Source organism: Bdellovibrio bacteriovorus str. Tiberius (assembly GCF_000317895.1).
GTDB lineage: Bacteria > Bdellovibrionota > Bdellovibrionia > Bdellovibrionales > Bdellovibrionaceae > Bdellovibrio > Bdellovibrio bacteriovorus_F.
The window spans coordinates 462093-487422 of sequence record NC_019567.1; the positions used below are offsets into that span (position 1 = coordinate 462093).

Here is a 25330-nt window from a genome sequence, read left to right on the forward strand (position 1 = left end):
ATGGCAAATAATCTTCCGCGTTGGGCGTGTGTCGCTCTGTCTATTTTTTCGATCTCATTGCCAGCTCTGGCTGTGGATAACTACAAGGAATTTCGCCGGGATCACTGGGATTTCGAGGTGAATGCCAACTATTTCTATTCTGAGGCCAATTATCCGGCTTCAGGGGGCGGCAGTCAGAGCCTGGTAAGCGGCAACAGTTACTCATTGATCGATACTTCTTTTGGGACTCGCTATGTTCCGAAAAGAAACTGGTCGATTTTGGGCTGGGGAACGATCAGTAATGCCGAAAGCAAGGACTCGGTCGCAAGCCGTTCCAACAGCTCGATCAGCGAAGCGGCTGTAGGTTTTGATTTCCTGATGTATTCCGATGCGTTTCAGCTGATTCCGGAAGTCATCGCGGTCATGCCTTTTGAAGAGGTCAACCCTGCTTCGGATACCGTATTGAATTCTGAAGGGGTTTTTGAGGTTCGCTCCCGTTTGATTGCACAGAAAGATTTCGGAACCATGCGGGGCTATGGCTGGCTGGGTTTCAACTATCGCGGCAGCGGTCGTTCATTCCTGATGCCTTGGGGCGTGGGGGCGCAGATGAAACTGCAGCGCCTGCGTTTGGGGGCCGAGCTTTTCGGCTATCAAAGTGTTTCTGATGACACAACCGATGTGACTGAAGCTTTGCGGACTTCCTACATAAACAGCGTCAATGCCGGATCCATGAAGTTCTATTCTGTGAAGCCAAACCTGATGGACAGCCAGCTGTATGCAACCTGGCTGATCAGTCCGAAGCTGAGTGTGCAGGCCAACGGGGGTATGACCCTGACTGGTTCTAACTCGGCGGCGGGATTCCATGTGGGCGGATTCATTCGCTACAGCTTTGATATGAGTGAGGGCTATTCAGAACCTGAATATGTTGCGCCGGTTGAAAATCCGGTGCCGAACTATCGCTCCAATATGTATGAAGAAAGCGATCTGAGTTCTGAAAAGAAAGTCCGTCGCTTCAAAGAACAGACGGGTGACGGTGTGGATCAGAATCTGTTCAAAGCCCGTCCCACGCAGCCGAAGAAGCGACCGCCAGTGGATGATGGCTTGCAACAGCAGCTGGATGATACGGAATTCCAGATCGAGCTGAAAACCAACAAAAAGAAACGTCGTTAGTTTTTGGGAAGCCTGAGGGCTTCCCTTATTTTTTCCGCGTCCAGGCCTGTCAGCTCCACCACTTTGTGGCGCCCGGTTTCACCTTTGATCAAATGCACATCACGCTTGGGAATATCGAACAAATCCGAAAGAAATTCGATCAGGCATTCGTTGGCTTTTCCGTCGACAGGCGGGGCGGTCAGTTTGATTTTGATTTCGCCGTTGTGGGGACCCACAACTTCGTTCCTGGAGGACTTGGGCTGAATAAAAAGGTGGAGTCGAGCTCCACCTTTTGTTGCTTCAATCATGAAGATCTTTGTACTGATTATTCAGCAGAAAGAGGGGACACGTTTGGAGAACGGCCTGCGCCATTTCCATTCACGATATTGTGATTTGGAAGCTGAGCCTGTGGCATGTACTTTTCACCTTGTTCCAGCAAAGACAGATGCGCCTGTGCCAAAGCTTTCAGGTTGGCTTCAAACTGCATGCGTGCGCGCTTCAGTTCAGTCACTTCCTGGTACATTTTCTTCAAAGAGTCGCGGGAATCACGAGTGATGATTTCGGCCTTTTGCTGAGCATCGGCGATGATCAATTTCGCTTCACGGTCTGCATCCTGACGAAGGCGGTCTGCCATCTGAGTTGCAGTGGCGATAGTCTCTTTCAAAACCTGATCGCGCTCTTTGTATTCCATCAAAGAAAGTTCTTTTTCGCGAATGGCTTCTTTCAGGGTGTTTCTTTCCTGAATCAAGGACTCCATCTGGGCAGCGATTTGCTGAAGGAAATCCATAACCTCGTCAGCATCAAGACCCATCATCTTTTTACCAAAAGATTTGTGAGCGATATCGATAGGAGTAATTCTCATTTTGTTCCTCCTTGAACAATATGATTAAGGATAAAGGCCGAGTCTGTGCCTGGGCAAGGTTATTTGATTTCCCGGGCCATTTCTTTGTTTCTCATCGCCGCTTTCTCAAAGCTGATGCGAAGAGCGCGTTCAATCTCAAGCTCTCTCATGGACTGAAGTCCAGCCGCAGTGACACCTTTTTTGGAAGTGACTCGGGCCTGCAGGTCTTCAACCCCTTCGCGGGCTTGTGCTGCCAGCAAAGAAGCGCCAACAAAAGTTTCAATGGTCATCATGCGGGCCTCTTCGACCGAAAAGCCGTGCTCTTCGATCCAGTCCTGCCAGTACATCATCATTTCAAAGACAAATCCGGTGCCGCTGGAGCAGGAAACCATCAAAGCTTCAAACTGATCCTCGTCGTGAACCTGAATCACGCGACCCAGAGGTGCGAACAAATCTTCGACGGTGGCATCAAGTCCCCCGTCATCGTCATCGTTCAAAAGATAACCGATGACTCCGCGGCCGATCAGGGACGGGGTGTTGGGCATCACGCGCGCAAGGCGGGCCCCCTGAATGTAACGTTCCAGTTTTTCCATGCGGATGCCAGCAGCAACACTGATGACGATTTTGTGTTCGTCAAAGCTGCGGGTGACTGGTTCCAGCGCCAATAACAGATCCTGGGGTTTGATCGCCAGGATGATGATGTCGCAGGTGTCGACCAGTTCATCATTGCTGAAGACAGGGTTTATTTTGAATGTCTCAGCAAGTTTGTGAAGTTTTCCTTCGGAGCGGTTGGAAGCGAAGATGTTTTTGGCAGGAAAGCCTCCTTCGATGAGACCTTTGATCATGGCTTGCGCCATATTCCCTGCACCCAGAAAGCCGATTTTTTGCGATTTCAACAAGGGATTCATATAGTGATCCTACCCTTTGGCGGGACGTTCGCCAAATAAAATAGTCCCAAGGCGCACGATTGTGGCGCCTTCCTCAACGGCAACCGGATAATCGTGACTCGTGCCCATTGACAGCTCACTCAGTGGATGGACTGTCGTGTCCGTAGTCGCTTTCAGTCGGTCGCGCAGTTGGCGCAGCTCTGCAAAGTAAGGACGTACTTCGACCCCGGTTTCGGTTAATGGTGGCATGGTCATCAGGCCATAAATATGAAGATGGGGCAGGCTTGTCAGTTCAGCCCACTGGCTTTCGAGGGTTTCTGCGGAAAAGCCCTCTTTGCTGGCTTCGCCTGCCAGATTGACCTGAATCAGGATGTTCTGGGTGACGCCCTTTTGTTCACATTGGCGGCTGATCACATGAGCCAGTTCCAGGGAATCCACAGAGTGAATCAGATGGAACTTTCCGACGACCATTTTGGCTTTGTTCTTTTGAAGATGACCAATCAGGTGCCACTGGATGTCGGCAAGGTCAGAAAGCACACTTTGTTTTTCAAGGGCTTCCTGAACGTAATTTTCACCAAACAGGCGCTGACCCTCGGCGTGCAGGGCGCGCACCTTTTCAGCCGGCTGAAGTTTCGAAACGGCCAGGATCTTGGCGGGTTTTGCTTTTTCTATGATCTCTTTTAATGCCATGACGTGAAACCTATCATTCCGATTGCGAAAATGTCCAATAGAAATACCATCGCTACTTTTTTTGTTGACGACACCGGAAATGGTGGTAGAACATGGTTCATGAGACGCTCCTCCCGAAGAGCCACAACCCGTATAGATAACCCCCGTCTGCATCTTGCGAAGCAGTTCGGGGGTAAGCTTTTAAGAAACAGCCACGCCAAAACGGCGCGGCCGCTTTCTTTGAAGAAAACCATGCATGTTGTGTTGTCGTCAGAATCAGCCCGGGGCGAATGGGCCTTTGAAAAATCGAAGAACAAGAAAATCATCGAAACAGTTTTAAAAAGTCAGGCGCGCAAGTACGGCATTTCGCTGAATGAAATCGCCTGTGCGGGGGAAAGTCTGCATGTGCGGATTCGCCTGCGCAAGCGGCGCACCTTTGCGCCGTTCATTCGTGCGGTCAGTGGGATGCTGGCCCTGATGATCACGGGGGCGGGTAAAACACGAAAACTGAAAAAGAAGTTCTGGGATCAGCGCCCGTGGACCCGGATCTTGGAAGAAATTCGCGGTTATTCAGTCATTGCTGACCGCGAAATATTCGAATATCTAAAAAAAATAGGACTGCAATCACAGTCCTATCCTTTAAGAATCTAAAAGGTACCTGCTTACTTTTGCAGAAGCGCCGCGTTTTATGCAGGGCTTCTGCAAAAGTAAGCAGGTACCTTTTGGGGTTAGCGGCGGTTTAGTTTTGGGAAGATGTTGCGGTCGGTGAGGGACACGAAACGGTAGCCGTCTTGTTCCAGCATCGTCATCAGGCGATCCAGGCTTTGAGCGGTGTTGCGGTGAATGTCGTGCATCAGCAGAACGCCACCGTTTGTTTGTGCAACAGCGTTGGCGACATAGCCGGCATAGTCACGGCGCAGGCTTTGCGGAGCCTGGCAGGTTGCATTTTCTTTGTCGCTGACCTGGCCGTCAGCATAGGCCCAGTCACAAGTATCGATATCCCAACCCACGTTCACATAACCCAAAGAGCTGACCAGCTCGTTGCTGGAACATGTCGAGTTTCCGTAGGGATAACGGAAGAATCTTGGCGTGCCCACCGTGCGAAGCAGACGGTCGGTTTGCGAGATTTCAGAGTTCATGCGCGAAGAGCTCAACTCGTGGAAGTTCGGATGGCTGTAAGAATGATTCGCCAGTTGGTGACCTTCCGCCACCATACGGCGCAGGATTGCTTCGTTGCCTTTGATTTTGCTTCCCAAAATAAAGAATGTGGCTTTGGCGCCGTGAGCTTTCAGTACATCCAAAATCAAAGGCGTGGTTTCCGGGTTCGGGCCGTCATCGAAAGTCAGAGCGATCGTACCGCGAGTGACAGAGTCAGGAATCTGTATGGCGTACTTGCAGCGGTTCGGTTTGAATTTATCGAAGATGCCCCACTCAATGCCGTGCTGCTTGAGGATCTTTTCCATCGACTTGTTCATACCCTCAGTCGTCTGACGCTCGATCAGTTCTTCGTTGGAGGGTGCTTGTGGCAGAACTTCTTCCTGTGCGTGAGCCAGAGAAGCGGTCAATGTCAGAGCGGACAGGGCCAAAGCGATAGGGCGTTTCATGAATCAAGACCTCCGGTTAAAAGCTGAAAGGCGCACCATAACAGAGGATGCGCCGAAGGCCCCAGAGATCTTTCAGTGTTTAAAATTTGGACAGTAGATTTTTCACCAGCTCGATGGGAAGTCCCACGACGTTGTCGAAGGGGCCGTCGAAGCGTTCGATGAATTTTCCGCCCTGACCCTGAATCCCGTAAGCACCGGCCTTGTCCATCGGTTCGCCGGTGTCTATGTAGGTCCAGATTTCATCATCGGTCAGATTGCGGAAGTGAATTTTTGTGGTCTCAGTCTGAGACACTTCCTTGCCGGTGCTGGACTCGACCAGGCACACCGCCGTGATGACTTCATGATATTTACCCGACAAAAGTTTAAGAATCCGGTAGGCATCCTGACGATCGGCGGGCTTACCCAGGGGGGCCCCGTCGAAAATCACCTCTGTGTCCGCGCAAAGCACGATAAACGCGTCTGTACGGCTGGACTTTAGCAGGGGCAAAGCCGCACTCGCTTTTCGTCTGGCGATATCTAAAATCTGATCGTTTACATTCAGGTTTTTGTTAGGAATTTCCGATACTTTAACTGGAACCACGTCGAATGAAAAACCCGCTTCACTTAGAAGCTGTTTTCGGCGCGGTGACTCTGAGGCCAAGATCAATGCTGGTTTCATGAGGATACTTGAACACGAAGAGGCGAAAATGGGAAGTGCAGAGTTAATGCTGATTCTGGGATTGCTGCTCGCAGGAGTTGCGGTCTTCCTTTTTGTCAGTTCCATCTTTGCAAGTAACACGGACAAGCAGCAGCTTTCATGGGCGAACAATGATGAACCGGTAAAATCCAAAAACCCGGTGATCAATTTCTCGCGTCCGCTGGTGCATCAGTTCACCCTGCAGCACGCGATGAAAATTCGCAGTGAATCCTATCGCAAAAAAGTTCGCAAGTTCATCAAAACCTCGGGCCTGTCATCAGAGCTGAACGAGGATGAATTCATCGGGTTGCAGTTCCTGTGGGGGATCATGTTCCCGATCTTCCTGCTGGTCATGAACTTCTCGCTGCAGCTGGGTTTGTCCCCGATGGTTGTGGTGGGTATGGGTCTGATTGGTTTCTATCTGCCGCAGATTCACGCACGCGGTGAAAAGAAGCGCCGTGAGCTTTCAGTGCGCGCGGACCTGCCGTTCTTCATCGATCTGCTGGCGCTGTCGGTGGAAGCGGGTCTGGACTTTTTCTCGGCGATCCAGAAGATCGTGGATAAAGCCAACGGCACGGACAGTGTGCTGGCGGAAGAGTTTTCAATTGTTTTGAAAGATATCAAAATCGGTTCCTCCAAGGCGCAGGCTTTGAAGGAAATGGCCGAGCGCCTGGACATGAACGAGATCACAAGCTTTGTGGCGGTTCTGATCGATGCAGAGTCCACGGGTGCCAGTATTTCCCAGGTCCTGAAAGACCAGTCAGTGCAGATGCGTCTGGAAAGATTCGTCCGTGCCGAGAAAGCCGGTGCCCAGGCTTCCCAGACCATGCTGATTCCGCTGATGTTGTTCATTCTGCCGGCGGTTTTCATCATCGTTTTCGGTCCGGTGGCGGTTTCATTTATGTATGGTGGAAAGTAACAGTGATGGCTAAGTTGATGAATACAACCAACAACCAAACTTTGATTGCGGATCTGGAAGTGGCTTCCACTTTCATGAGCCGTGGCAAAGGTCTTTTGGGCCGCGAAAATCTGCCGGCTGAAAAGGCGTTGTGGATTCATCACTGCAACAGCATCCACACTTTCTTTATGAAGTTTGCGATTGATTGCGTGTTTGTGGATAAAAATCTTAAGGTGCGTGCGATCCGCAGGGACGTGCGTCCCTGGAGATTGGTGCTCCCGGTATGGGGAGCCGCTTCGGTGATAGAGATGGCATCAGGTACGGTCAGCAACGGGAATGTCAGCGTGGGAGATCAACTTTATGTGGGCGCTTAGAATCTTGTCCGGCCCGCAGGCGGGTTCAGTGCTGGAGCTGAAGATGGGGAGGAACCTCATCGGTCGGGCTCCTCAGTGTGACATAAAACTTATCAGTTCCGGTGTTTCCAAAGAACACACCGAGATTTCTGTATTCAAAGACAAAATTGTTGTGACGGATCTTCGTTCCAGCAACGGTACTTACCTGAATGGTGTCCGTGTGCAGAGCGGTGTGATGCGTTTGGGTGACAAGCTGGGCATTCACGATGTGATTGCCGATGTGATCCCGGCGCAGGAATCCCGTGCGCAGCGTCCGCAGGGACAGCCAAGTGCGCAGGCACCAATGCCATATTATGGGGGTGGGGCGGCTCCGCAGATGCCGCAACCTATGCACATGGGTATGCCACAGCAGAACATGGGCATGCCTCAGGGGATGCCGCAGCCAATGGCAGGTATGGGGATGCCGGGCGCAGGCCCCGCACCGACGCCAGCCCCGGCTTTCCAGCAGGGTGGCTTCAAAGGCCTGGTGGATAAATTCAATGAATATATGGACCGCGTGGCTTTGCCCGGGGTTTACAAGCTTCCACAGTTTGTGGAAATGAAAATGGTTCTGCTGGGCTTTGTGGTGATGTTCATCTTCTCCACAACGCTGCTTTCAATGATCCCGATGGTGCAGATCACCCGCGCCAGCATCATCAATGAAAGTAAACGTCGGGCCGCTTCCATTGCCCGCACCGTGGCGACATTGAATCAGGCAGCTCTTTTGCAAAACAGCTATTCATCCTTAAGCACCAACGCGGCGGAATCCGAAGACGGTGTGAAGCAGGTTCTGATTGTGCAGCAGTCTGACGGTATGATCCTGGCTCCGGCTTCGCGCGCGGGAACCACACCGGATCTGCCGTTTGTGCATTCAGCCCGCCGGGAAATGCGCCCACAGTCCGTTGAAGTGGATTCATCCACTATCGGCGCGAGCTTCCCCATTGGTCTGTTTGATCCGAACACGGGCGAGCAGTCGGTGAAGGCTCATGCGATTGTGCTTTATGATATCGGCAGTCTGGCCTTCGATGACGGCCGGGCGATCAGTCTGTTCATGCAGACGCTGGTGATTGCATCGTTGATTGGTCTGTTGTTGTTCTTCTTCATGTACAAGCTGATTGAATATCCGCTGGTCACGTTGAATGCGCAGCTGGACGCGGCGATGCGTGAAAAGACCGACAATACGGTGGTGGACTTCCAGTTCCCGCCATTGCAGGCCTTGATTGGCAATATCAACAGTCTGCTGACAAGATATATCAACGGTGACACCGACAAGGGCGGTGGTGCTGCAGGATTTGTGAACAAGGACGGCGAGGCTGAAAATCTGATGCAGATGATCGGCTACCCGTGTGTGGCGATCGCGAAGGAAGGCCGGATTATTTCCTGCAATCCGTCGTTCCTGCAGGTGGCTCGTGCGGAAATGGCGCAGATTCAGGGGCAGATGTACAAAGCAATCCCCGATGTGGCTTTGCAGCAGAACATCGAAGGTCTGGTGGCGCGTTCCCGTGAAAATCCACGCGGCATCCACACCGATCAGCTCGAGTTCAGCGGACATCTTTGTATTCTGAGCTGTCAGGCATTCTGCACAGGTCAGGAAGTGGACTATTATGTGATCACAGTGTCACCAACTGAAGGAGGCTCGTGATGAGCGCGGCCCCTCAGGTGAAGGATTCCATGAAGTTTGATATTGAGATTATCAAAGGCCCGCATATTGGTCAGAAGCTTTCTTTTGAAAAGGCTTCTGTATCCATGGGCCGTGGTCCGGAAAACGACATTGTCCTTTCCCAGGATCCGCGCGTCAGTCGTCAGCACGCGGAAATCAAACAGCGTGGCAATGAATTTGTGCTCGTCAATCTGAGTCAGAAAAACTTCGTTATGGTCAATGGCCAGAGCGTTCAATCCGAAGTTCTTACGAACGATTCGGTGATTCAGATTGGTGAGACAGAAATTCTGTTCAAAGTCGACATGCCAGTGGTGCAGGCGCCACCGCCAACACCAGCAGCGACTCCGTCTCCGCTATTGACGCCGAATCCATTCCCGGCGCCGACTCCGCCGCGTCCGCAGCAGATGCCGGCTTATCAACAGCCTCGTCCGATGCCGGCCATGCCGAATCCTTCAATGCCTCCGGCCCAGCCGATGGCTTATGGTGGGTATACTCCACCTCCGAATCACGGCATGCCCAACATGGGTGCGCCGATGGGTGGCCCCTCCGGTGGTGGCGGACTGCTTTCCAATCCGAAGGCAAGATTCTATGGAATCATCGCCATCGTGGGCTTGGCAGCGTGGTTCTTCCTGTCGGACTCCGGCAATAAGAACAAAAAAGACCCGAATGCTTTCAGAACTTCTGCTTTGTCCATGGCGGACGTGGCTGAAGCTGAAAAGCGGTCGCAGGAGCTTTTGACCATCAAGAAAGAAAAATACGACTCGGTTCAATACCGCCGGGCTCAGGAAAACTTCATCAAGGGCTTCCGCGACTTCCAGCAGGGCCAGTATGCCCGTGCGCGCGAGGCTTTCCAGGTTGTTTTGAATCTGGATCCGGACAACGAGCTGGCAAAACGGTATTTCCATCTTTCGAAGATCAAGTTTGACGAGCTGGTGAAATTCAACATGATTCAAGGCAACAGATACCGCGAGAAAAAGAACTGGAGAATGTGCCAGTCGAATTATTCCAACGTGATGACCATGCTTCAGCACCGCAAGGACGATCCTTCATTCAAGGAAGCCAAGCAGTTCTATGAAGAGTGCACGCTTAATCTGGAGGGCAGGTTCTAATGGCTCTTCTGCGCGTGCGCCTGCGTGGCAAAACAGTTTGTGAAGTGAATCTGACGGAGGACCGCTCTTATGTGGCTGGCCGCAAAGAGGACTGTGATATCGTTTTGCAGCCGGAAAAGGGCATTTCCCGCGAGCATTTCAAAGTTTTCTTCAATGGCAGCTGGAATGTCGAGGTTGTGTCCCGTTATGGTGAAGTGATCCATAACGGCGAACAGGTTCAGCAGTTCCAGCTTGAGCACGGGGCGATGTTCACCGTGCCTCCTTACGAATTTGACTTCCTGAATACCGTGGCGGAAGCGCCGGTGTATCAGGAAGCTCCCGTCATGAACAGTGGCGAAAACCTGCCCGCAGTCCTTGGTTCCGCACCGGAATCATTCGACGGCAGCGATGAAAAAACCATGATTGGGGTGGCGCCGACCGCGGCCTTCATCAAGATTGTTGATGCTCAGAATGACACCAAAGAGATGATCCGCCTTGATGCGGGTGACGCCTGGATTGCAGGACGGGATTCGACCTGTCACATCCAGATTCGCGATCAGCGAGTCAGCCGTCGTCAGTTTGAAATCCGCCGTGCCGGATCCCAGTTTGTGATTCTGGATCTGGGCAGCGTGAATGGGACGCTTTTAAACGGCAATCCGATTTCTTCCACGGACATGACGCCGATCAAGTCCGGGGACGCGATCAGTGTGCTGGAAAATTATCTTTATTTTGAATTGCACGATGCCAGTTTCCAGAGCCGTCTGGAAATGGTGAATGTGGCTCCGCCAAGTCCGCTGGTGCCAACCAGCTATGACAACGTACCCATGGAATATCAGCAGCAGTCCCATGAAATGATGCCGTATCAGGGGGCAATGCCGCCGATGCCGTATCAACAGCCGATGCAGTATCCGGGCATGGGGGCGCCGATGCCAGGGCAGATGCCGCAGGCTTCGGGTAAATTTGATTTCCAGAAACACCGTCCGAAGCTGATTGTGGGTGCGGTGGTGCTTTTGGCCGTGGCGTATCTGTTCAGCGGCGGGGAAAAGTCTGCTCCTCCTGCGCAGCCGGGTCAGGTGATGGCTCCGGGTTCGCCGCAAGAGCTGTTCTCGAAACTGAAGCCTGAACAGCAGGCCCTGGTTCGTCAGCGCTATAAAGACGCGAAGAATCTGTACATGCAGGGTAAATACCAGTTGGCCCAGGATGAAATCGTAAAGATCCAGGAGATCATCCCGGACTACGAGGACATCCGCGAGATCGAGCGTCTGTCCAAAGAGGCGATCTTCATTCAGGAACAGCAGCGTCGTCAGGATGAAATTGAAAAAGCCAAAGCCGAAGCTGAGGATAAAATCCAAAAGCAGGTTGTGGAATGTCAGAAGAAAATCAATCCAGCTATCACGGCCGCCGAGATGGAAGATTGTCTAAGTCCCGTTCTGCAGTTCAATCCAGAGCATCCACGCATTCTTGATCTGAAATCCCAGGTCGATATGCTCAATGCCCAGCGCGAGGCGAAAGAGGCTGAAAGAGCCGCTTACCAGTCCCTGGTGTCGAAGATGCGCGGACTGTATGGCTGGGCTGAAGGGGTGCACAAAAAAGGCAAACCGTTGGATGCCATTGCCGCTTATGAAAAGGTGCTGGAATCAAAACTTCCGGATCCAAGTGGCTATAAAGGTCAGGCTAAGCGCAATATCGCTTCAATTCGTCAGATGATGAATTCGAAAACGGCCAGCTTCCAGGCCGAGGCTGAAAAGAACTATCAGGCCCAGAATCTGAAAGGGGCGATTCAGGCTTTGCGTAAAGCGCGCAGTCTGGATCCTACAAATGATGAACTTCCGGACCGCATTGAACGATACACAACGGAACTGCGCAAGCAGATGATGACGCTGTATCAGGAGGGCATCCTGGAAGAAAGCTTTGGTAACGTCGATGGCGGCGAATCCAAGGCCGGCGCCAAGGACAAGTGGAAAAAGATCCTGGAGCTGGATATCCCGGATGGTGAGTACTACAAGAAGGCTTACATCAAGTTGAAAAAATACGGAGCATTGTAAAGTGAAACTGCAGGAGCGCTCGTACAGCACCAAGATTCTTCGTCCCAAACCGCTCATTCATCGTGAAGATGACGGCAGTCTGTTTGTGATTGCCACCTCATGGGGGCAGCCTGAACACGCCCAAAGAGCCCTGGATGAAGTGGTGAAGTATGTCAGCGCGGCGAAAGCGGACGTGGAAGTGACTTCCCCGTTTGAGTTTCTGACCTGTCTTTCGGATGAAGTGAACTATGTGCGCACCGGGATTCTGATCGCCAATGATCTGCTTTATCGCGGTGAAAACCGTGCAGAGTATTTTTCCGGCGTGGAGCTGATGGCGATCTTCAAACGCGGCCCGCAAGTCGCGTGGGCGCATGTGGGTTGTCCAAGTTTGTTCATTCAAAGAAGAAATCAAAGGCTGCAACCGCTGTCGATCGGACAGGATCTGTCCAGCGAACTGCCAAGACCGCAGGCTTTGCCACCTTTGCCTTCCCAGCTTTTGGGATTGGATCCGACCTGCTATATTCAGTGCGGACATACCTACGTGAACGAAGGGGATCGTCTGGTTCTGCTGGCAAGTTCCAGTGTGGCAACGACCCTGTGGACCCGTGACGGGGATTCCCTGGATCTGGGCTCTGTCACCACGGGCATGATTCAGGAAGATCCGGATTCGCCCTTCTGGCTGGGTCTGATCGACGTTTCCGCCGAATAATCCAGGAAATTAAAGTTCTTCGATCGTCAGGGACTTGTAAACCTGATTGCGCAGTTTTGAAAACTCCGGCAATGCCAGTGCCAGTTCCACGCGCGATGGGGCGAAGATATTGTCGCGGGATGTATCCCAGATCAGACCGGCGGCAATGTTATTACGCTGAATCTGCTGATCCATCATATAGTTGCGGAAGGATCTTTCAAAGCGCTTGCGCTGGGTTTCGCGTGAAAGTCCGCGGGCATCAGCGCGGATCCAGTCGATCCATTCCAAAAACAGTGCATCGTTGCAGTTTTTCAGATTGTCAGTGCCAATGGTCTTCACCGTCACCAGATCAAAGCAGGCATCGGTGACTTTCGCGGTTTTTATATTCAGATTTTTTTCCGCGACAAACTGCCAGGTTGAAATCTTATTTTTCTGACCCAGTTGCTTTAAAGTATCCCAGTCTTTGCGGTTCAAGGCGATCTGTGCTGTCCAGTTCAAAAGATCCAGACTGCCGGGTTGCTGGCTTTGCAGGCGTTTCAGATCTTTCAAAAGCAGATCTTCCTGATCGGCGCGCATCCAGCGGGAATAGGGCAGGCTCAGTTTGGTGGTCCATTCCGACAGCAGGGGCGGGAAGGACACGAACTGATTGCGATAAAGCAGGTTTTGCAGCTTTTGCGTGGTTGGCAAAATACTTTCCTGCAACAGCGGCAATGGGTTTGTTTCAAAGCGGTCCACCAGAGTGTTGTACAGGCGGGGCTTTTCATCGTTGATATAAAGAACGTGATTGGAAATCGCTGCTGTTTTTAAAGGACCGGCTTTGCGCCACAGACCCCACCCGGATTCCAATAGCAATGGACGGTCTTCCGGCCAAGTGGCCGTGGCACTTTTCATCACTTCAGTCAGTGACTGTGCCGGGAAGGATTGCGGTGCCTGATCCACGATGCTTTCACCCAATAGATGGAACAGCGTGCGCCCGACATCCACCAAGCTGACATTTTGATCGATCTTCCAGTGAATGGCTTCGTCGCGCTTTTTCTTTTGGGACGGTTTGATGAACAACGCCACCTGGGTATTTTCACCGTGCAAGTTCATGGAGCTGAGTTCTTTAGGGCGATCGTTGCCGGTGTGCCCGTTCAGGCCGACCAGGAAAATAGTGGTGCTGTCCCAGTGGCCGCTGGATTTCAGTTCCTGGAACAGTTCAAAAAGGCTTTCATCAAGTTCTTCGCGCTGACTTTCGAAGCTTAAGTTGCGGGCTTCGCCCAGATCCGTCAGGGTCTCAGTTGTGGTGAACAGCAAATCCGGAACATAGATCACGCTGAAAAAGGACATACCTCCGACATCCTGAGAAACCCATTGTCGAAAAGCATCGGCATTTTGTTTAAAAGGGCGAATCAGGCTGCGGAAGCTGGGAACTATATTGTCATCAAAAAGTTCAAAGCCCTGATTCAGCCCGGTACGACGAAAGACGGGGGCGCCCCCAGAAAAGAAGCTGGTTCGGTAGTCCTGATCCAAGGCGACCTCGGAAGCCAGCTCGACTTCGGCAGCCAAGCCCGGACCACCGTTGTGGCGAACCTTGTGTTGATAAGGATAAAGACCCGTCAGCAGGGAGGCCAACGCCGGAACTGATAACGGTGATGGGGAAAAGGCATGAGTGAAGCGGACCGATTCACTGCAAAGTAATTGAAAACCAGACCTCTCGGAAGGATCCTGACTGCAATTGACGTCGCTGATGGTCAATTCGTCCACCGCGATGATCAATATAGAGTTCCTGTCTTTTGTTTGGCACGAGAGCTGGACCAAACTCAGAAGGAAGAGTGTGAGAGTTAAAATGATTTTCCGCATACCTTGACCGTATGTAATGGTTTTAGTGATAATGGATCAATTAGACAGCGCAGTCAAAGATTTGGAGGAATCACCCATGCTCACGGAAAAGATATTTACTATTGCTCACTTGGCGGATCAGGTCGTTTTGTGGATCTTGCTTGTTCTCAGCGTATTGAGCATCGGCATGATTCTGGAGCGTTATTTTGCCCTGAAGAAAATCTCCGCAGAGTCGCAAAGAGTGCGCGCTCGCATCAAGCTGGCACTTCAAAGTAACAGCCTTGAAGACGTGGAGGATCTGGCGAAAGATCCAAACTCTATCGAAGGCCGTGCCGCAGGTTACGCTTTGAAGCACATGAGAGACGCTGGCAGCAAAGGTCTTTCTGAAATCTTCAACACCTTTGCTTTGACTGAGCGTCCAGAGCTGGAAAAATTCCTGGGTTTCCTGGCAACAGTTGGTTCCAATGCTCCGTATATCGGTTTGTTCGGTACGGTTTTGGGTATCATGAAAGCCTTTAACGATCTGGCGACAGCTCCTGAAGCGGGTCAACAGACGGTGATGGCGGGTATCTCTATGGCCCTTGTGGCAACGGCAGCGGGTCTGTTCGTGGCGATCCCGGCGGTGGCCGCGTACAACTATTACAGCAAACAGGTTCGTGGTGTGTTCCAGAATCTGGAAAGCGTGAAAGAGTTGTGCCTGGCTTACGCTAAGAAAAAAGGTGTTTAAAAATGGCATTTAATAACAGCGACAATAATGAAGCCATAGCGGACATTAACGTCGTTCCGCTCGTGGACATCATTCTTGTGGTTCTGATCATCTTCATGGTGACGGCACCCATGTTTATGAAGCCCACGATCAACGTGAATCTGCCAAAAGCAGCCAGCGGTGATCAGACAGCTCCGAGCAAGCTGAATATTGCTTTGACTGCTGACGGACGCATCAACCTGAATGGAACCTTCGTGACGGAAGAGGATGTTCGCGCCAAAGCCACGGAAGAAGTGGGCAAGAACGCGGATGTTCAGGCCATCATTTCAGCGGACAAAGATGTGCCGCACGGAAAAGTGGTCGGACTTCTGGATATCGTCAAAGGGTCCGGGGTCAAAAAGTTCGCGATCAGTATCGATAAAAAATAGAAATGAAAAAGGGCTCTTCAAGAGCCCTTTTTTTTATCTTCGCACCCATTTGCAGGTGTTTGAAATCATCTTCAGTTTCTTGTTGCGGCACTCAAAGGCGATATTGCCGTCATACTTCCATTCAGACGTATCATCATAGCGATCCCCGTAATCATAGTAATTCGGATTAACCGCTGGTGTGTGAATGCGCGGAATCGTTGAACGGCAGCTGATCCAGGTCTTGTCCAGATAGTTCAAGTTCGACGGAACGTTGAAGTAAGTCAGCTGACTGTAGCTGGGATACGGGAACAGCATATTGTAAATGTCATAGCTTTGATGCAGCAGGAATTTCCCGCGCGGACCATCAAAGAACTCAGTGAAATAGTTGTATCCCTGATCGTAGGTGCCGTTGGTGAAAGTGAAGTACTTGCCGGCAGTGCAACCCACGGTGGGCTCAAGAATCGTCACACGCGCCATCGTGCTTTGCAGGCTCTGTCCTTTGGAGTCTTTAATAATCACATAATAGGTGCCTTCGTTTTTCCAGCTGTCAGCACTGCCGGAATAGAACGCATAGTTGCCAAAGCCGCCGGAAATGGCCTTGCTGTTGACATACCATTGATAAGAATAAGGCTGAGTTCCCCCGGCAATCGTGACATCCAATTGGAAGTCGCCGTTTTCCTGGACACTGACGCCTTCAGGCTGACGGGTGATGCGGAAGGTGCCATCGGAAGAACCGCTGCCGCCGGAAGAGCTGCCTCCGCCAGTACTGATGCCGCCACCACTGGAGGAACCGCCACTGCCGCCACCACCAATATTGACGGCGCCACCGCCACCCGTGGAAGAGCTGGAACCAGAACCTGAAGAGTTGGAGCCGCCACCCATATTCACGCCACCAGAGCCGCCGGGACGGGAGCCCCAAATATCGGTGCGGCCGCCCGAGCTGCTGCCGCTGCCTTTGGAAGCCTCGGTGCTGGAGCCTTCTTCAGCGCATTCGCCACTGCAAAATGAATTTTGTGGAGCACAGTTTTGGAAACTGACAATAGTAAGGGAAGCGATGATCAACGCCGAAAGGACGCGAAAATTCCGAATTTTCCGAAGAATACGGCCATTCATAGTTACTTTCCCCCAAGTACCTGGACTTTAATACGGAAGAAATGTGGAAAAACTAAAGCAAATTGGCTGTTTTTTGATCGGTGGATCTCAAAATGACACAGCTAAAGTCCTGCGCCGGTATTCCGATGATTAAAAGGTATGTTTAAAGCACAACCTTCAGACACTCAGTTCATTATAGTCACTTTCGTGTTGGTTCTCCTTTTGGGAATTCCGACGTTTATGAATTTGACCGAGGATTCAGCTGTCGTGGCGGAAGAAGAGGTGTTTGAAACAGCCAATGCACCCGCACTTGCCGGGGGCCGAGAACCCGCCAGCATTCCGAGTGCTAAAGTGGCGGCGGTCAGCCGTCTGACGCAGTTTGATCTGAGCTGTGCAAAAAAAGCCCTGAGCCCGTTAAGCGTGGACAGCGGTTATGTCCAGTTCGAGGGTAAAAACTGTCTGCGTGGCTTCAAGGAAGGCGACGTAGAGATCATTAATAAGAGCAACGGTTACACGGCTTCTATTTTCCTGCGTGGTACTGACAAATATCAAACGGATCTGATCCAGCTTAAAAAGGGCGATAATGAAATCACGATTCGCTATCGTGAACGTTCCGGGAAGGCTGTCGAGGAAGTCCTTTTGGTTCACTCCAGCCAGATTTAGTCCTTTAAAATCAACATCTTAATGCATCCAGCTAGAGTAAGATCAATTAAATTGATCTTCAGTTACTCTGCCTTTAAGTTAGCCCCCGTCCCTGCGTTGAAGCGCGGACAATAAGTGGATTTATACTGATGCTAATTGAAGGATTGACCCAACCTGTGGATCTAAAAAAACGTTCGGACATTCATTATGCTCGAAAGATCTGGCATATGTCTGGAGTCTTCGCGATGTTCCTGGCTTATGTGTACATGCCACCGGCTGTTTCCATGACCGTGTTGATCGTCGCGTGGAGTCTGTTTGTTCCTTTTGATTTTCTTCGTTTGAAATACCCTGCTTTGAATGACTGGGCGATGCACGCATTTAAGCCCATCATGCGTCAAAGCGAAGTGAAAAAACTGGCGGGAACAACCTTCCTGCTCAGCGGTGTTTTGATTGTTAATATCCTGTTCCCTCGTCCGATCGTGGCGTTGACGCTGTTGTTCCTGGCTTTTGCCGATCCAATCGCGAGCTACTTCGGGATTCTTTACGGCAAAGACAAGATCTTCGGTCATAAATCCATTCAAGGATTCATGGCGGCGTTCTTTGTTTGCGCAGCTGTCACGTTCATTTATCTGATCTACCATAATTACCTTATGGATCGTCTGATTGTGGTCAGCTTGTTTGCCGGTTTGGTTGGGGCTTTTGCAGAATTGATTCCTATCGCCAAGCTTGATGACAATCTGACTTTGCCTCTGATGAGCGCTGTCGGATTGACTATCCTGTTTTATTTCTTTGGATTTTTCGCAGCCGTAAGCTAATGTCTTTGAGGCTGGAGCAGGGCCCATCCGCCTTTCCAGCCGCATACATTTTCTAGCTTAGGTGGACGAAAAATGGCTACTGATACTCATCTTGATAAAATTGATTCCGACGATGCCAAAGCTCAGCGTTTGGCGATGTACATTTATATTCTTCCAAACTTGATGACCACGGGGAATTTGTTTTCCGGTTTCTTTGCGGTCATCCAATCCATCAAAGGTAACTATCTTTACGCAGCTTACGCGATCGTTGTCGCAGCCGTGTTTGACCAGTTGGACGGCCGTCTGGCGCGTTTGACCCGCTCGACTTCCAAGTTTGGTGCGGAATACGATTCTTTGTGTGACCTGGTCAGCTTCGGTATGGCTCCGGGTGTGTTGTTGTTCTTGTGGGCTTTGCAACCGTTCGGCCGTTTGGGTTGGGTGGCGTGCTTCCTGTTCGTAGCCTGCGGTGCTCTTCGTTTGGCGCGTTTCAATGTTCAGGCGAACGTGGTTGAAAAGAACTACTTCCAGGGTCTGCCGATTCCAATGGCGGCGGGTATCGTGGCTTCCTCCGTTCTGGCATTCCAGGATCTGGAATTGGAGCCGCTGGGTAATTATGGTTTGTTGGTAATGACTATTTTGCTGGCGTTGGTGATGGTTTCCAACTTCCGCTTCCGCAGCTTTAAAGATCTGGATCTGAAAGAGCGTCTGCCGTTCCGTTACCTGATTCTGGGTGTCGGTGTTCTGGTTGTCGTGGCACTTCGTCCGGAAGTAATGCTGTTCGTTCTCTTCATGGCTTACGCGGTTTTGGGCGCTGTATTCGGTGTCTTCAAACTTGGAAAAAACATCCGTAAGATCAAGCCAAGCGTGTACGCTCCTGCATCTGTGCATGAAAGCGATCTGGTCCTCGAAGACGAGGAAGAAGAGGCGAAGAAAGATGAAAAGAAAACTTAAAGTCGGTGTGGTGGGCGCGACCGGAATGGTCGGCCAAACCTTCATGAACATCCTGTCAGAGCGCAGCTTCCCCATTGAAGAACTGCGCCCCTTTGCTTCAGAAAACTCCCTGGGTAAGAAAATTGAATTGCAAGGTCAGCAATGGCCTTGCCAGGTTTTGAAGGACGGCTGCTTTGACGGGCTGGATCTGGTTTTCTTTTCATCCGGAGACGACATCTCTGCTGAATGGGCCCCAAAGGCCGTGGCAGCAGGGGCTTTTGCCGTGGACAACTCGGCAGCCTTTCGCATGGATCCCAACACCGTGTTGATCGTTCCTGAAGTGAACGGCGATCTGGTGAACAAGGATTCCAAACCTCAGATCATTGCCAATCCAAACTGCTCCACAATTCAGTTGGTGGTGGCATTGAAACCTCTGCTTGAAAAATTCGGTCTGGAAGAAGTGCGTGTCAGCACGTACCAGGCGGTGAGCGGAGCAGGTCAGGGCGGTCATGATGAATTGATCGAACAGACGTCCAATCATCCAAAACCAACGGATCCAAAAACTTTCCCGCACACGATTTTGTTCAACTGCATCCCGCAAATTGGTTCCTTCAACGACGAAGGCTACAGCAGCGAAGAAGTAAAGATCATGAAAGAGACCCGTAAGATTTTGGGTCAAAAAGATCTTAAAGTGTCCGCATTCGCCGTGCGTATCCCTGCTTTGAATGCTCACAGTGAATCCGTTTGGGTGACTTTGAACAAATCCGTCAGCCGTGATGAAGTTCTGGCGGCATTGTCCGGGCAAGAAGGCATCGTCGTTCAGGATGAACCCAAGAAAAGCGTTTATCCTTTAGCCCGCGATGTTTCTGGCAAGGACCCGGTCTATGTGGGCCGTGTTCACCGTGATCCGGAAAATCCCAAGATGTGGCTGATGTGGGTCGTTTCTGACAACATCCGCAAAGGAGCTGCCTTGAACGGCATCCAGATCGCGGAAAAGATCTTCTTTAGCTGATAAAAAGGCCATCTGACGATGGCCTTTTTAATTTGAAGCTGCTTCAGCTTGCGCGCCTGCCGGCGCTCCAGCTCTGCCCGGCTGTGCCGACTTAGGTCGGGGCGGGGGGCAGTTTTTGACTTCCGGACCTTAGCATGGTTCGATTAAAGGATGAGACTTCCATGGACGGGATATCAGCATCACCTTAGAACTTTTGCACTTTCCACCTTGTTGGGGGGAATGCTGCTTTCCGCGCCGGCTTTAGCCACGATCACACTTGTTTCTGTGGATGGAGCCTCTCGCATTGACCTGGCAACAACTGAAACCAAGACCACGCTGTATGCGGGTTTTGCCGGAACTTGTACTGCCGATGCGAACTCGGCCGCGACTTGTGACAGCTGCAGCGGTGAAACGGTTTCCAGTTCCAAGCTATGGCCGTGCAATAAGAAAAATGCCTATAACAATCTTCGTATCACGATCCGCGTTCAATCCAGCAACACGTCAGCCGTACTGGCCGATGCGATTGTTAAAGTGGGTGAAGACACGCTGACCCCTTCCATCAATCCAACTCTGGCTGATGGTATTTTGAATGTGCAGGTCACCTGGGGTGAGCTGTGCCAGAAGCTGGGTCAAAGCGGTGGATGTGTTGCGGATTTCAGTGGTGAACTTTCTGTGGGCTTTAAAACCACGACCGATTCAACGACCACCAATGACCTGATGACTTTCAAAGTGATGGGTCGTGTGGCGAAAACCGATGGGTCAGACTGGGTTTACGCCAACTGTCCGACGGACGACGACACGGCTTTGGCAGGATCGGGTTATTGCTATTTCAGTTCTTATCGTGGGGATGAAAAGATTTACGCCGATCAGTTGCGCAGATCTCCGGATTATCCAGCAACGACGGCTCCGGGAATTGAATACGCAGGTCCGGTGTTCTTCTATGAACAACAGCTGGATGGTGAAGACGACAACACCACCATCGCGCGCATCTCAAATGCCTCTGGTTATATTCAGCTGGTCGATCCGGAAAGAGACAACCGCATCGATGGTTTAACAAATGACATCCGCTATTGCATGGTCATGGCCAATCAGGACAAGACCGGAATTGTCTCTTATTATTCCCCACTGCCAGGAACAACCGGTGGAGTGGATGCAATCAGCCTGTGTGCGACACCTTCTAAAGTTGTCGGCCTTCTGGATGACAAAAGCTGCTTTATCGCCACCGCAGCTTTTGGCAGCGACATGGCCCCGGAAGTTCAAAGCTTCCGTGACTTCCGCAACAAATACCTTCTGAGCAACAGTGTCGGTACCAAGTTTGTTAAACTTTATTACAAGCACAGTCCGTTCTATGCCAATTTGATCGCTGAAAATGAATTCGCAAAATCGGCGGTGCGCACAGCTTTGTGGCCGTTGCTGTTCTTTGCCCGCCTGAGTGTGACTTTCGGTTTATGGGCGACTTTGCTGTTTGCAGTTCTGACAGGTGTGTCCGTTTATGAAATGTACCGTCGTTTTGTCGTCGGTCGCAGAACACGGGGTGAAGCGTGAATGCCTGGCATAAATATTTTGTAGTTCTGCTGGCGGTTGTGTCTTTCCAGGCTGCCAAGGCCCAGGAACAGGGTCCTCCGCAAGAACCGCCGTTCGTTCAGGAAGAAACCGAATTTGAAGGTGAAGACCTGCAAATCGAGGACGAGATTCAAAGTGCCGCTCCAACCAAAGAATCCGGCACCGTGAATCTGAACGAACAGACCCCCAGTGATTCCAATATCGAAGAAGATCTGATGCTTGAGGAAGAAACCCCGGCAGTGGTTGAAGAAGCGGCTCCGGTTGTTATCCCGGAAGAACCAACTCAACAAGTGGCTCCGGTGAAGAAAACTCCGCAGGTCGAAGTGGTTCGCAAGTCCAAGAGCGGCGGGGTGGAATACATCCAGCATCCGCAGGCAGCCAAGGGTCTGATGACCATCACCAAAGATGGCGCCTACGTTTATCGTGTGAAGCCGCCTTCGGCATCCAAAGAGTCCGGCACTTTCCGTGTGGGGATGATGGATCCTCCGAAGATTGATTCGGCCGATGGCGTGACGAACTATGATTCCATGTACGGTGGATCGTCTCAGGCGATGTTCATGTTTGATTATGAATGGAAGCCGTTCAACGGCTATGGCAGTCTGGGTGTTCAAGTCGGTCTTGGATTGATGTATGCCACGGGCCAGGGACGCTTTATCACCCCGGATCCACAGTTCCCGAATCAGGAAGCGAAGGAAGAATATTCTTTCCTGGCGATTCCGATCAATGTGGGTGGGGTGTATCGTCTGGAGTGGAGTGATCGTCAGTGGATTGCGCCGTATGTTTCTGCCGGTGGCACTTATATCGGTGTGGCTGAAATTCGTGACGACGGAAAGTCGCCGTCCCTGGTGGGAACGCCGGGTGTGTACGGCGCGGGTGGCATGCTGTTTAATATCGCGGCGATGAGCGACGACACCGCTTTCACCCTGAGCTCTGAATACGGAATCAACAACCTGTGGCTGTCTTTGGAATACCGCCAGTTGCAGACGTTCAGCGAAGACGTCGATTTTTCAGGCGGAATCATCGGCGCCGGCGTAACCGTCGACTACTAGCGGCTGGTGAAAAGGGCCCATCTGACTGCGTTGTCGGCGGGCCTTCTCGCTTCGACGTGCTTGGAGCACGCCTGCGCTGCGAGGGCCCACCTCCGCCTTGCATATGGACCCTTTTGACCAGCCGCTGGCGCTCGGTTTGAGGGTTGGGATCGGGGAAATAAAAAAGGTGCCTCCTTCGGAGAGCACCTTTTTTTGTCTTCAATTTTGAAGAATCAGAACTATTTGTCAGAGCAAGCTGCGAAGTAAAGAGTTCTGTTGTGACGGTGAGTAACTGTCTGGCGGCAAGTTTGAGCGTACTCAGAGCAGTTGTATTTTACGTAAGTTTGGCCTTGGCTGTCCTGGCCCATTACGTTGTTGGAATCACACCAGCTGATGAAGTCTACATAGTACTCGTCAGAAATACGGGAAGAAACAACTTCAGATGGGGCTGCGAATGCGGAACCGGAAACAAGCATCAAAACTGCGAAAATAGCTTTCATGGAATAACTCCTTATTTTTTGATTTAAAAAAGTGGGACAGGGAATACGCCTTTCACCGGGGGCCGTCAATTCCCCGTGAATCTTGTGAAAAAAGGGTAATTACCAGATTTCAATCATTACGGACGGAAATTTGGCGGAACACAGATCCACCCGCTGGGCTTTGATTTCCAACAAGTAACTAGGGGTTTTTAAAACTATTTTGTATTTACTTATTTAATTCAGAGGAGCTTTGTTTGACCCGTCTGTGGTGGATTCTATCAATCCTGCTGGTTTGCGCTTGTGCGCAGGCCAAGAGCTATCGTGTCCTTGCCGAGGACAACTGGCCGCCGTTTTCCTATGTGGAAGGCGGACGTCTGCAGGGGGTGTCGGTGGATCTGGTGCGTGCGGCGCTTGAGCTTGAGTCTTCTGAAATAGAGCTGTTGCAGGTGCCTTATCTGCGCTGTCTGGCTTTGACCGCCATCGGGAAAGAACCGGCCTGTTTTAACTCGGCCAAAAATCAGGAGCTGGTTGAAAAGTATTCGTTCCCTGACGAGCACCTGTTCCGCAGCCGTGGACTGATTGTCACCAACCGCCATGTAAAAAAGACCAGGACAATCAGGACCGTTCGCGATCTTGAAGGCGAAACTGTGGCTCTGCCCAGTGGCTTTCCGTTCGGGAAGGAATTCGACGACAACAAAAAGATCCTGAAACACTTCACCGCCAACGACATGACTTCTTTGAAGTTGGTGGTGACTGGCCGGATAAATTACGCTGCCATTGATGAGATGGTTTTGTACTATTACCTGGAAAGAAACCCGCAGTTCCGCGGCAAAGTGGCGACAGTTTTAGAGCTGAGCAATGAGCCTATCTATGTTCACTTTTCCCGCTCTCATCCGCAAAGCCGCGAGCTGCGTGAAAAGCTGGATCGGGGTTTAAGAAAGCTGAAAGCCTCCGACGACTATGCCCGCATCATGTTGCGCTGGCTGGGAAAAGACATCCCTCTGGAAAACTTCCGATAGATCCCCCAGGTGCCTATTTTGGGTTTCCTGTCACAGGGCTGACTGGGGCCATCACCTGGCCGTGCCTTATAAGCAATTTAGCAGAGATAATGGACGTTTAAGGGCTTTTCTCTTATTTGGCAGCTGGTATGCTCGTTGCTCTTTTAAAGGGGAACAGGAGATCCCATGGCCATTCGTACCCTTTTCAAAAGCCTGCTTTTGATCGCTGCCGTTTCTTTGACCGGGGCTCATGCCTATGCCGAAGACGACGCCAATCTCCTGCTTTTTGAATCTGCTCCCAACCAAGCTGAATCCCAGAAAGCCCCGCGCACCGACATGCCTGATGAAGCGGTGATAAAGCTGGATTTGTCTGAAGTGGTGGAAGCTGACAAGGACTTCAACCGCAAGGCCTTTGTGGAAAGAGCCCGTGCTGCGATGACGGCTGAAATTCCCGCTGACAAGCTTTATGAATTTGAAGGCCCGCGCACTGAAGCGGAGCTGGAAAAACTGCTGGAACTTTCTGATGCCGACATCGCCAAGTTCCTGGCGAAGAAGTCAGCGTTTCTGGGTAAGTTCGCGCGCGTGCTGTCTTTCTTCCGTTTGAAACCAGGCAAGATCAACAAGGCTTTGAATGAACTGAACAATCGTTTCTATGAAAGTTCTCATGTCGTTTCCCGCAGTAATGTGAAAGGCGGGACGATGATGGTTTCTGTGGGGGCCGGCTTGGCACTGCCGCAGAAGGTGATGGAAGCGCTTCGTGGCAGAAGCATTGGCCGCTTCATTCCTGAATCCGGTGGATTCTTTTATATGCTGGGGCTTGGCGCTGGTGTTTCCCGCCAAGTGGGCGCAGACGGCAAATCCAAAATGGTCTTTGAAATTTTCATGGACGTTGAACGCCTGAAGAAAACCCTGACTGGTGTGGCCGAGATTTCTGCGGCGGGTACTTATGGCCTTGTGTTTGAAAAACGTGACGGTGCTTTCACTCATCAGAAAAACACCACCATGTATGGGGGCGCGACGGGTGTCTTCCGCCAGGGGCCGAGTCAGTTCGGTTGGGCGGCTTCGACGGGAATGTCCATGCCTCCGGGGATTGGTATTTTCCTCGTTTATCAGGATCATGCGACCCGATATTATCTTTTCCGTATGGAGGGCTTAAGAGCGTCTTTGCCGGCCTTGAAAGGATTTAAAGACGGTATTATCTCGGCCTTAAGAAACTATGCTTACTTCGGCGGCAAAGTCGTGACCTGTCAGGGAGCTTTGCTCTAGGCTGTTAAAAGTTCCCGCCATCTTGCGGCCTTAAGGGGAACCTGATAGGTTCCCGCCC

Annotated in this window: 27 protein-coding genes; 18 read left to right on the forward strand and 9 right to left on the reverse strand. The window is 51.3% G+C overall.

Annotated features, from left to right (window positions below):
- Entirely contained in the window at positions 1–1149 is a 1149-nt protein-coding gene (locus BDT_RS02270; protein ID WP_148278672.1) for a hypothetical protein, read from the forward strand.
- Here the strand turns inward: BDT_RS02270 and BDT_RS02275 are convergent.
- The 4 genes from BDT_RS02275 to BDT_RS02290 are packed head-to-tail and all read right to left on the reverse strand — an operon-like array spanning position 1146 to position 3546.
- The gene (locus tag BDT_RS02275; RefSeq protein ID WP_041576881.1) at positions 1146–1436 is read right to left on the reverse strand and encodes a DUF167 domain-containing protein; all 291 of its coding nucleotides are present in this window, start codon (positions 1434–1436) and stop codon (positions 1146–1148) included. The genes BDT_RS02270 and BDT_RS02275 overlap by 4 nt on opposite strands.
- 17 nt (positions 1437–1453) lie before the next feature.
- Positions 1454–1990, reverse strand: a complete 537-nt coding sequence (locus BDT_RS02280; RefSeq protein ID WP_015089646.1) for a DivIVA domain-containing protein — start codon at positions 1988–1990, stop codon at positions 1454–1456.
- Positions 1991–2049: 59 nt separating this feature from the next.
- Entirely contained in the window at positions 2050–2877 is an 828-nt protein-coding gene (locus BDT_RS02285; RefSeq protein WP_015089647.1) for a pyrroline-5-carboxylate reductase family protein, read from the reverse strand.
- Between the two features lie 9 nt (positions 2878–2886).
- Positions 2887–3546, reverse strand: coding sequence for a YggS family pyridoxal phosphate-dependent enzyme (locus BDT_RS02290; protein ID WP_015089648.1), 660 nt, complete (start codon positions 3544–3546; stop codon positions 2887–2889).
- Between the two features lie 99 nt (positions 3547–3645).
- Here BDT_RS02290 and BDT_RS19150 point away from each other — a divergent pair, with 99 nt between their 5' ends.
- Positions 3646–4176: a hypothetical protein gene (locus tag BDT_RS19150; protein WP_158320218.1), complete on the forward strand. Its 531-nt coding sequence runs from the start codon at positions 3646–3648 to the stop codon at positions 4174–4176.
- Between the two features lie 77 nt (positions 4177–4253).
- Here the strand turns inward: BDT_RS19150 and BDT_RS02300 are convergent, their stop codons facing one another.
- Together BDT_RS02300 and BDT_RS02305 are read right to left on the reverse strand one after the other, a co-directional pair.
- Entirely contained in the window at positions 4254–5129 is an 876-nt protein-coding gene (locus tag BDT_RS02300) for a polysaccharide deacetylase family protein (RefSeq protein WP_015089650.1), read from the reverse strand.
- A gap of 79 nt (positions 5130–5208) precedes the next feature.
- On the reverse strand, positions 5209–5787 hold the full coding sequence (locus BDT_RS02305; protein WP_015089651.1) for a Maf family protein: 579 nt from the start codon (positions 5785–5787) through the stop codon (positions 5209–5211).
- Between the two features lie 28 nt (positions 5788–5815).
- Here BDT_RS02305 and BDT_RS02310 point away from each other — a divergent pair, with 28 nt between their 5' ends.
- The 6 genes from BDT_RS02310 to BDT_RS02335 are packed head-to-tail and all read left to right on the forward strand — an operon-like array spanning position 5816 to position 12576.
- Entirely contained in the window at positions 5816–6724 is a 909-nt protein-coding gene (locus BDT_RS02310; RefSeq protein ID WP_200859547.1) for a type II secretion system F family protein, read from the forward strand.
- 5 nt (positions 6725–6729) lie between these two features.
- The gene (locus tag BDT_RS02315) at positions 6730–7077 is read left to right on the forward strand and encodes a DUF192 domain-containing protein (RefSeq protein WP_041578229.1); all 348 of its coding nucleotides are present in this window, start codon (positions 6730–6732) and stop codon (positions 7075–7077) included.
- Positions 7064–8737: an FHA domain-containing protein gene (locus BDT_RS02320; protein ID WP_041576885.1), complete on the forward strand. Its 1674-nt coding sequence runs from the start codon at positions 7064–7066 to the stop codon at positions 8735–8737. Before BDT_RS02315 ends, BDT_RS02320 begins: the two co-directional genes overlap by 14 nt.
- On the forward strand, positions 8737–9864 hold the full coding sequence (locus tag BDT_RS02325) for an FHA domain-containing protein (RefSeq protein ID WP_041576887.1): 1128 nt from the start codon (positions 8737–8739) through the stop codon (positions 9862–9864). The genes BDT_RS02320 and BDT_RS02325 overlap by 1 nt, the downstream gene beginning before the upstream one ends.
- On the forward strand, positions 9864–11888 hold the full coding sequence (locus tag BDT_RS02330) for an FHA domain-containing protein (protein ID WP_015089656.1): 2025 nt from the start codon (positions 9864–9866) through the stop codon (positions 11886–11888). The genes BDT_RS02325 and BDT_RS02330 overlap by 1 nt, the downstream gene beginning before the upstream one ends.
- 1 nt (position 11889) lies before the next feature.
- On the forward strand, positions 11890–12576 hold the full coding sequence (locus tag BDT_RS02335; protein WP_015089657.1) for a hypothetical protein: 687 nt from the start codon (positions 11890–11892) through the stop codon (positions 12574–12576).
- A 9-nt stretch (positions 12577–12585) separates the two neighbouring features.
- Here BDT_RS02335 and BDT_RS02340 read toward each other — a convergent pair whose 3' ends face one another.
- Complete coding sequence (locus BDT_RS02340) at positions 12586–14313, reverse strand: sulfatase-like hydrolase/transferase (protein ID WP_235046231.1); 1728 nt, start codon at positions 14311–14313, stop codon at positions 12586–12588.
- A 160-nt stretch (positions 14314–14473) separates the two neighbouring features.
- On the opposite strand from BDT_RS02340, the gene BDT_RS02345 reads away from it, so the two are divergent.
- Entirely contained in the window at positions 14474–15103 is a 630-nt protein-coding gene (locus tag BDT_RS02345) for a MotA/TolQ/ExbB proton channel family protein (RefSeq protein ID WP_011163060.1), read from the forward strand.
- 2 nt (positions 15104–15105) lie between these two features.
- A complete protein-coding gene (locus BDT_RS02350; protein ID WP_041576891.1) occupies positions 15106–15510 on the forward strand; it encodes an ExbD/TolR family protein in 405 nt (134 codons plus the stop codon).
- Positions 15511–15543: 33 nt separating this feature from the next.
- Here BDT_RS02350 and BDT_RS02355 read toward each other — a convergent pair whose 3' ends face one another.
- Entirely contained in the window at positions 15544–16602 is a 1059-nt protein-coding gene (locus BDT_RS02355) for a hypothetical protein (RefSeq protein ID WP_051026257.1), read from the reverse strand.
- Positions 16603–16740: 138 nt separating this feature from the next.
- Between BDT_RS02355 and BDT_RS02360 the strand changes: the two genes are divergently transcribed.
- The 6 genes from BDT_RS02360 (at position 16741) to BDT_RS02385 (ending at position 22550) form a co-directional block, all read left to right on the forward strand.
- On the forward strand, positions 16741–17244 hold the full coding sequence (locus BDT_RS02360; protein WP_015089661.1) for a hypothetical protein: 504 nt from the start codon (positions 16741–16743) through the stop codon (positions 17242–17244).
- Between the two features lie 206 nt (positions 17245–17450).
- Positions 17451–18038, forward strand: coding sequence for a diacylglycerol/polyprenol kinase family protein (locus BDT_RS02365; protein WP_226987909.1), 588 nt, complete (start codon positions 17451–17453; stop codon positions 18036–18038).
- A 72-nt stretch (positions 18039–18110) separates the two neighbouring features.
- Complete coding sequence (pssA, locus tag BDT_RS02370) at positions 18111–18968, forward strand: CDP-diacylglycerol--serine O-phosphatidyltransferase (RefSeq protein ID WP_015089663.1); 858 nt, start codon at positions 18111–18113, stop codon at positions 18966–18968.
- The gene (locus BDT_RS02375; protein ID WP_015089664.1) at positions 18952–19959 is read left to right on the forward strand and encodes an aspartate-semialdehyde dehydrogenase; all 1008 of its coding nucleotides are present in this window, start codon (positions 18952–18954) and stop codon (positions 19957–19959) included. Before pssA ends, BDT_RS02375 begins: the two co-directional genes overlap by 17 nt.
- Positions 19960–20109: 150 nt before the next feature.
- Positions 20110–21483, forward strand: coding sequence for a CFI-box-CTERM domain-containing protein (locus tag BDT_RS02380; protein ID WP_148278674.1), 1374 nt, complete (start codon positions 20110–20112; stop codon positions 21481–21483).
- The gene (locus BDT_RS02385; RefSeq protein WP_015089666.1) at positions 21480–22550 is read left to right on the forward strand and encodes a hypothetical protein; all 1071 of its coding nucleotides are present in this window, start codon (positions 21480–21482) and stop codon (positions 22548–22550) included. The genes BDT_RS02380 and BDT_RS02385 overlap by 4 nt, the downstream gene beginning before the upstream one ends.
- A 218-nt stretch (positions 22551–22768) precedes the next feature.
- On the opposite strand, the gene BDT_RS02390 is transcribed toward BDT_RS02385, so the two are convergent.
- Positions 22769–23029, reverse strand: a complete 261-nt coding sequence (locus tag BDT_RS02390) for a hypothetical protein (protein ID WP_015089667.1) — start codon at positions 23027–23029, stop codon at positions 22769–22771.
- 233 nt (positions 23030–23262) lie between these two features.
- Here BDT_RS02390 and BDT_RS02395 point away from each other — a divergent pair, with 233 nt between their 5' ends.
- Both BDT_RS02395 and BDT_RS02400 read left to right on the forward strand, forming a co-directional pair.
- A complete protein-coding gene (locus BDT_RS02395; RefSeq protein WP_015089668.1) occupies positions 23263–24027 on the forward strand; it encodes a substrate-binding periplasmic protein in 765 nt (254 codons plus the stop codon).
- Positions 24028–24192: 165 nt separating this feature from the next.
- The gene (locus BDT_RS02400) at positions 24193–25272 is read left to right on the forward strand and encodes a hypothetical protein (protein ID WP_015089669.1); all 1080 of its coding nucleotides are present in this window, start codon (positions 24193–24195) and stop codon (positions 25270–25272) included.
- Positions 25273–25330: the final 58 nt, after the last annotated feature.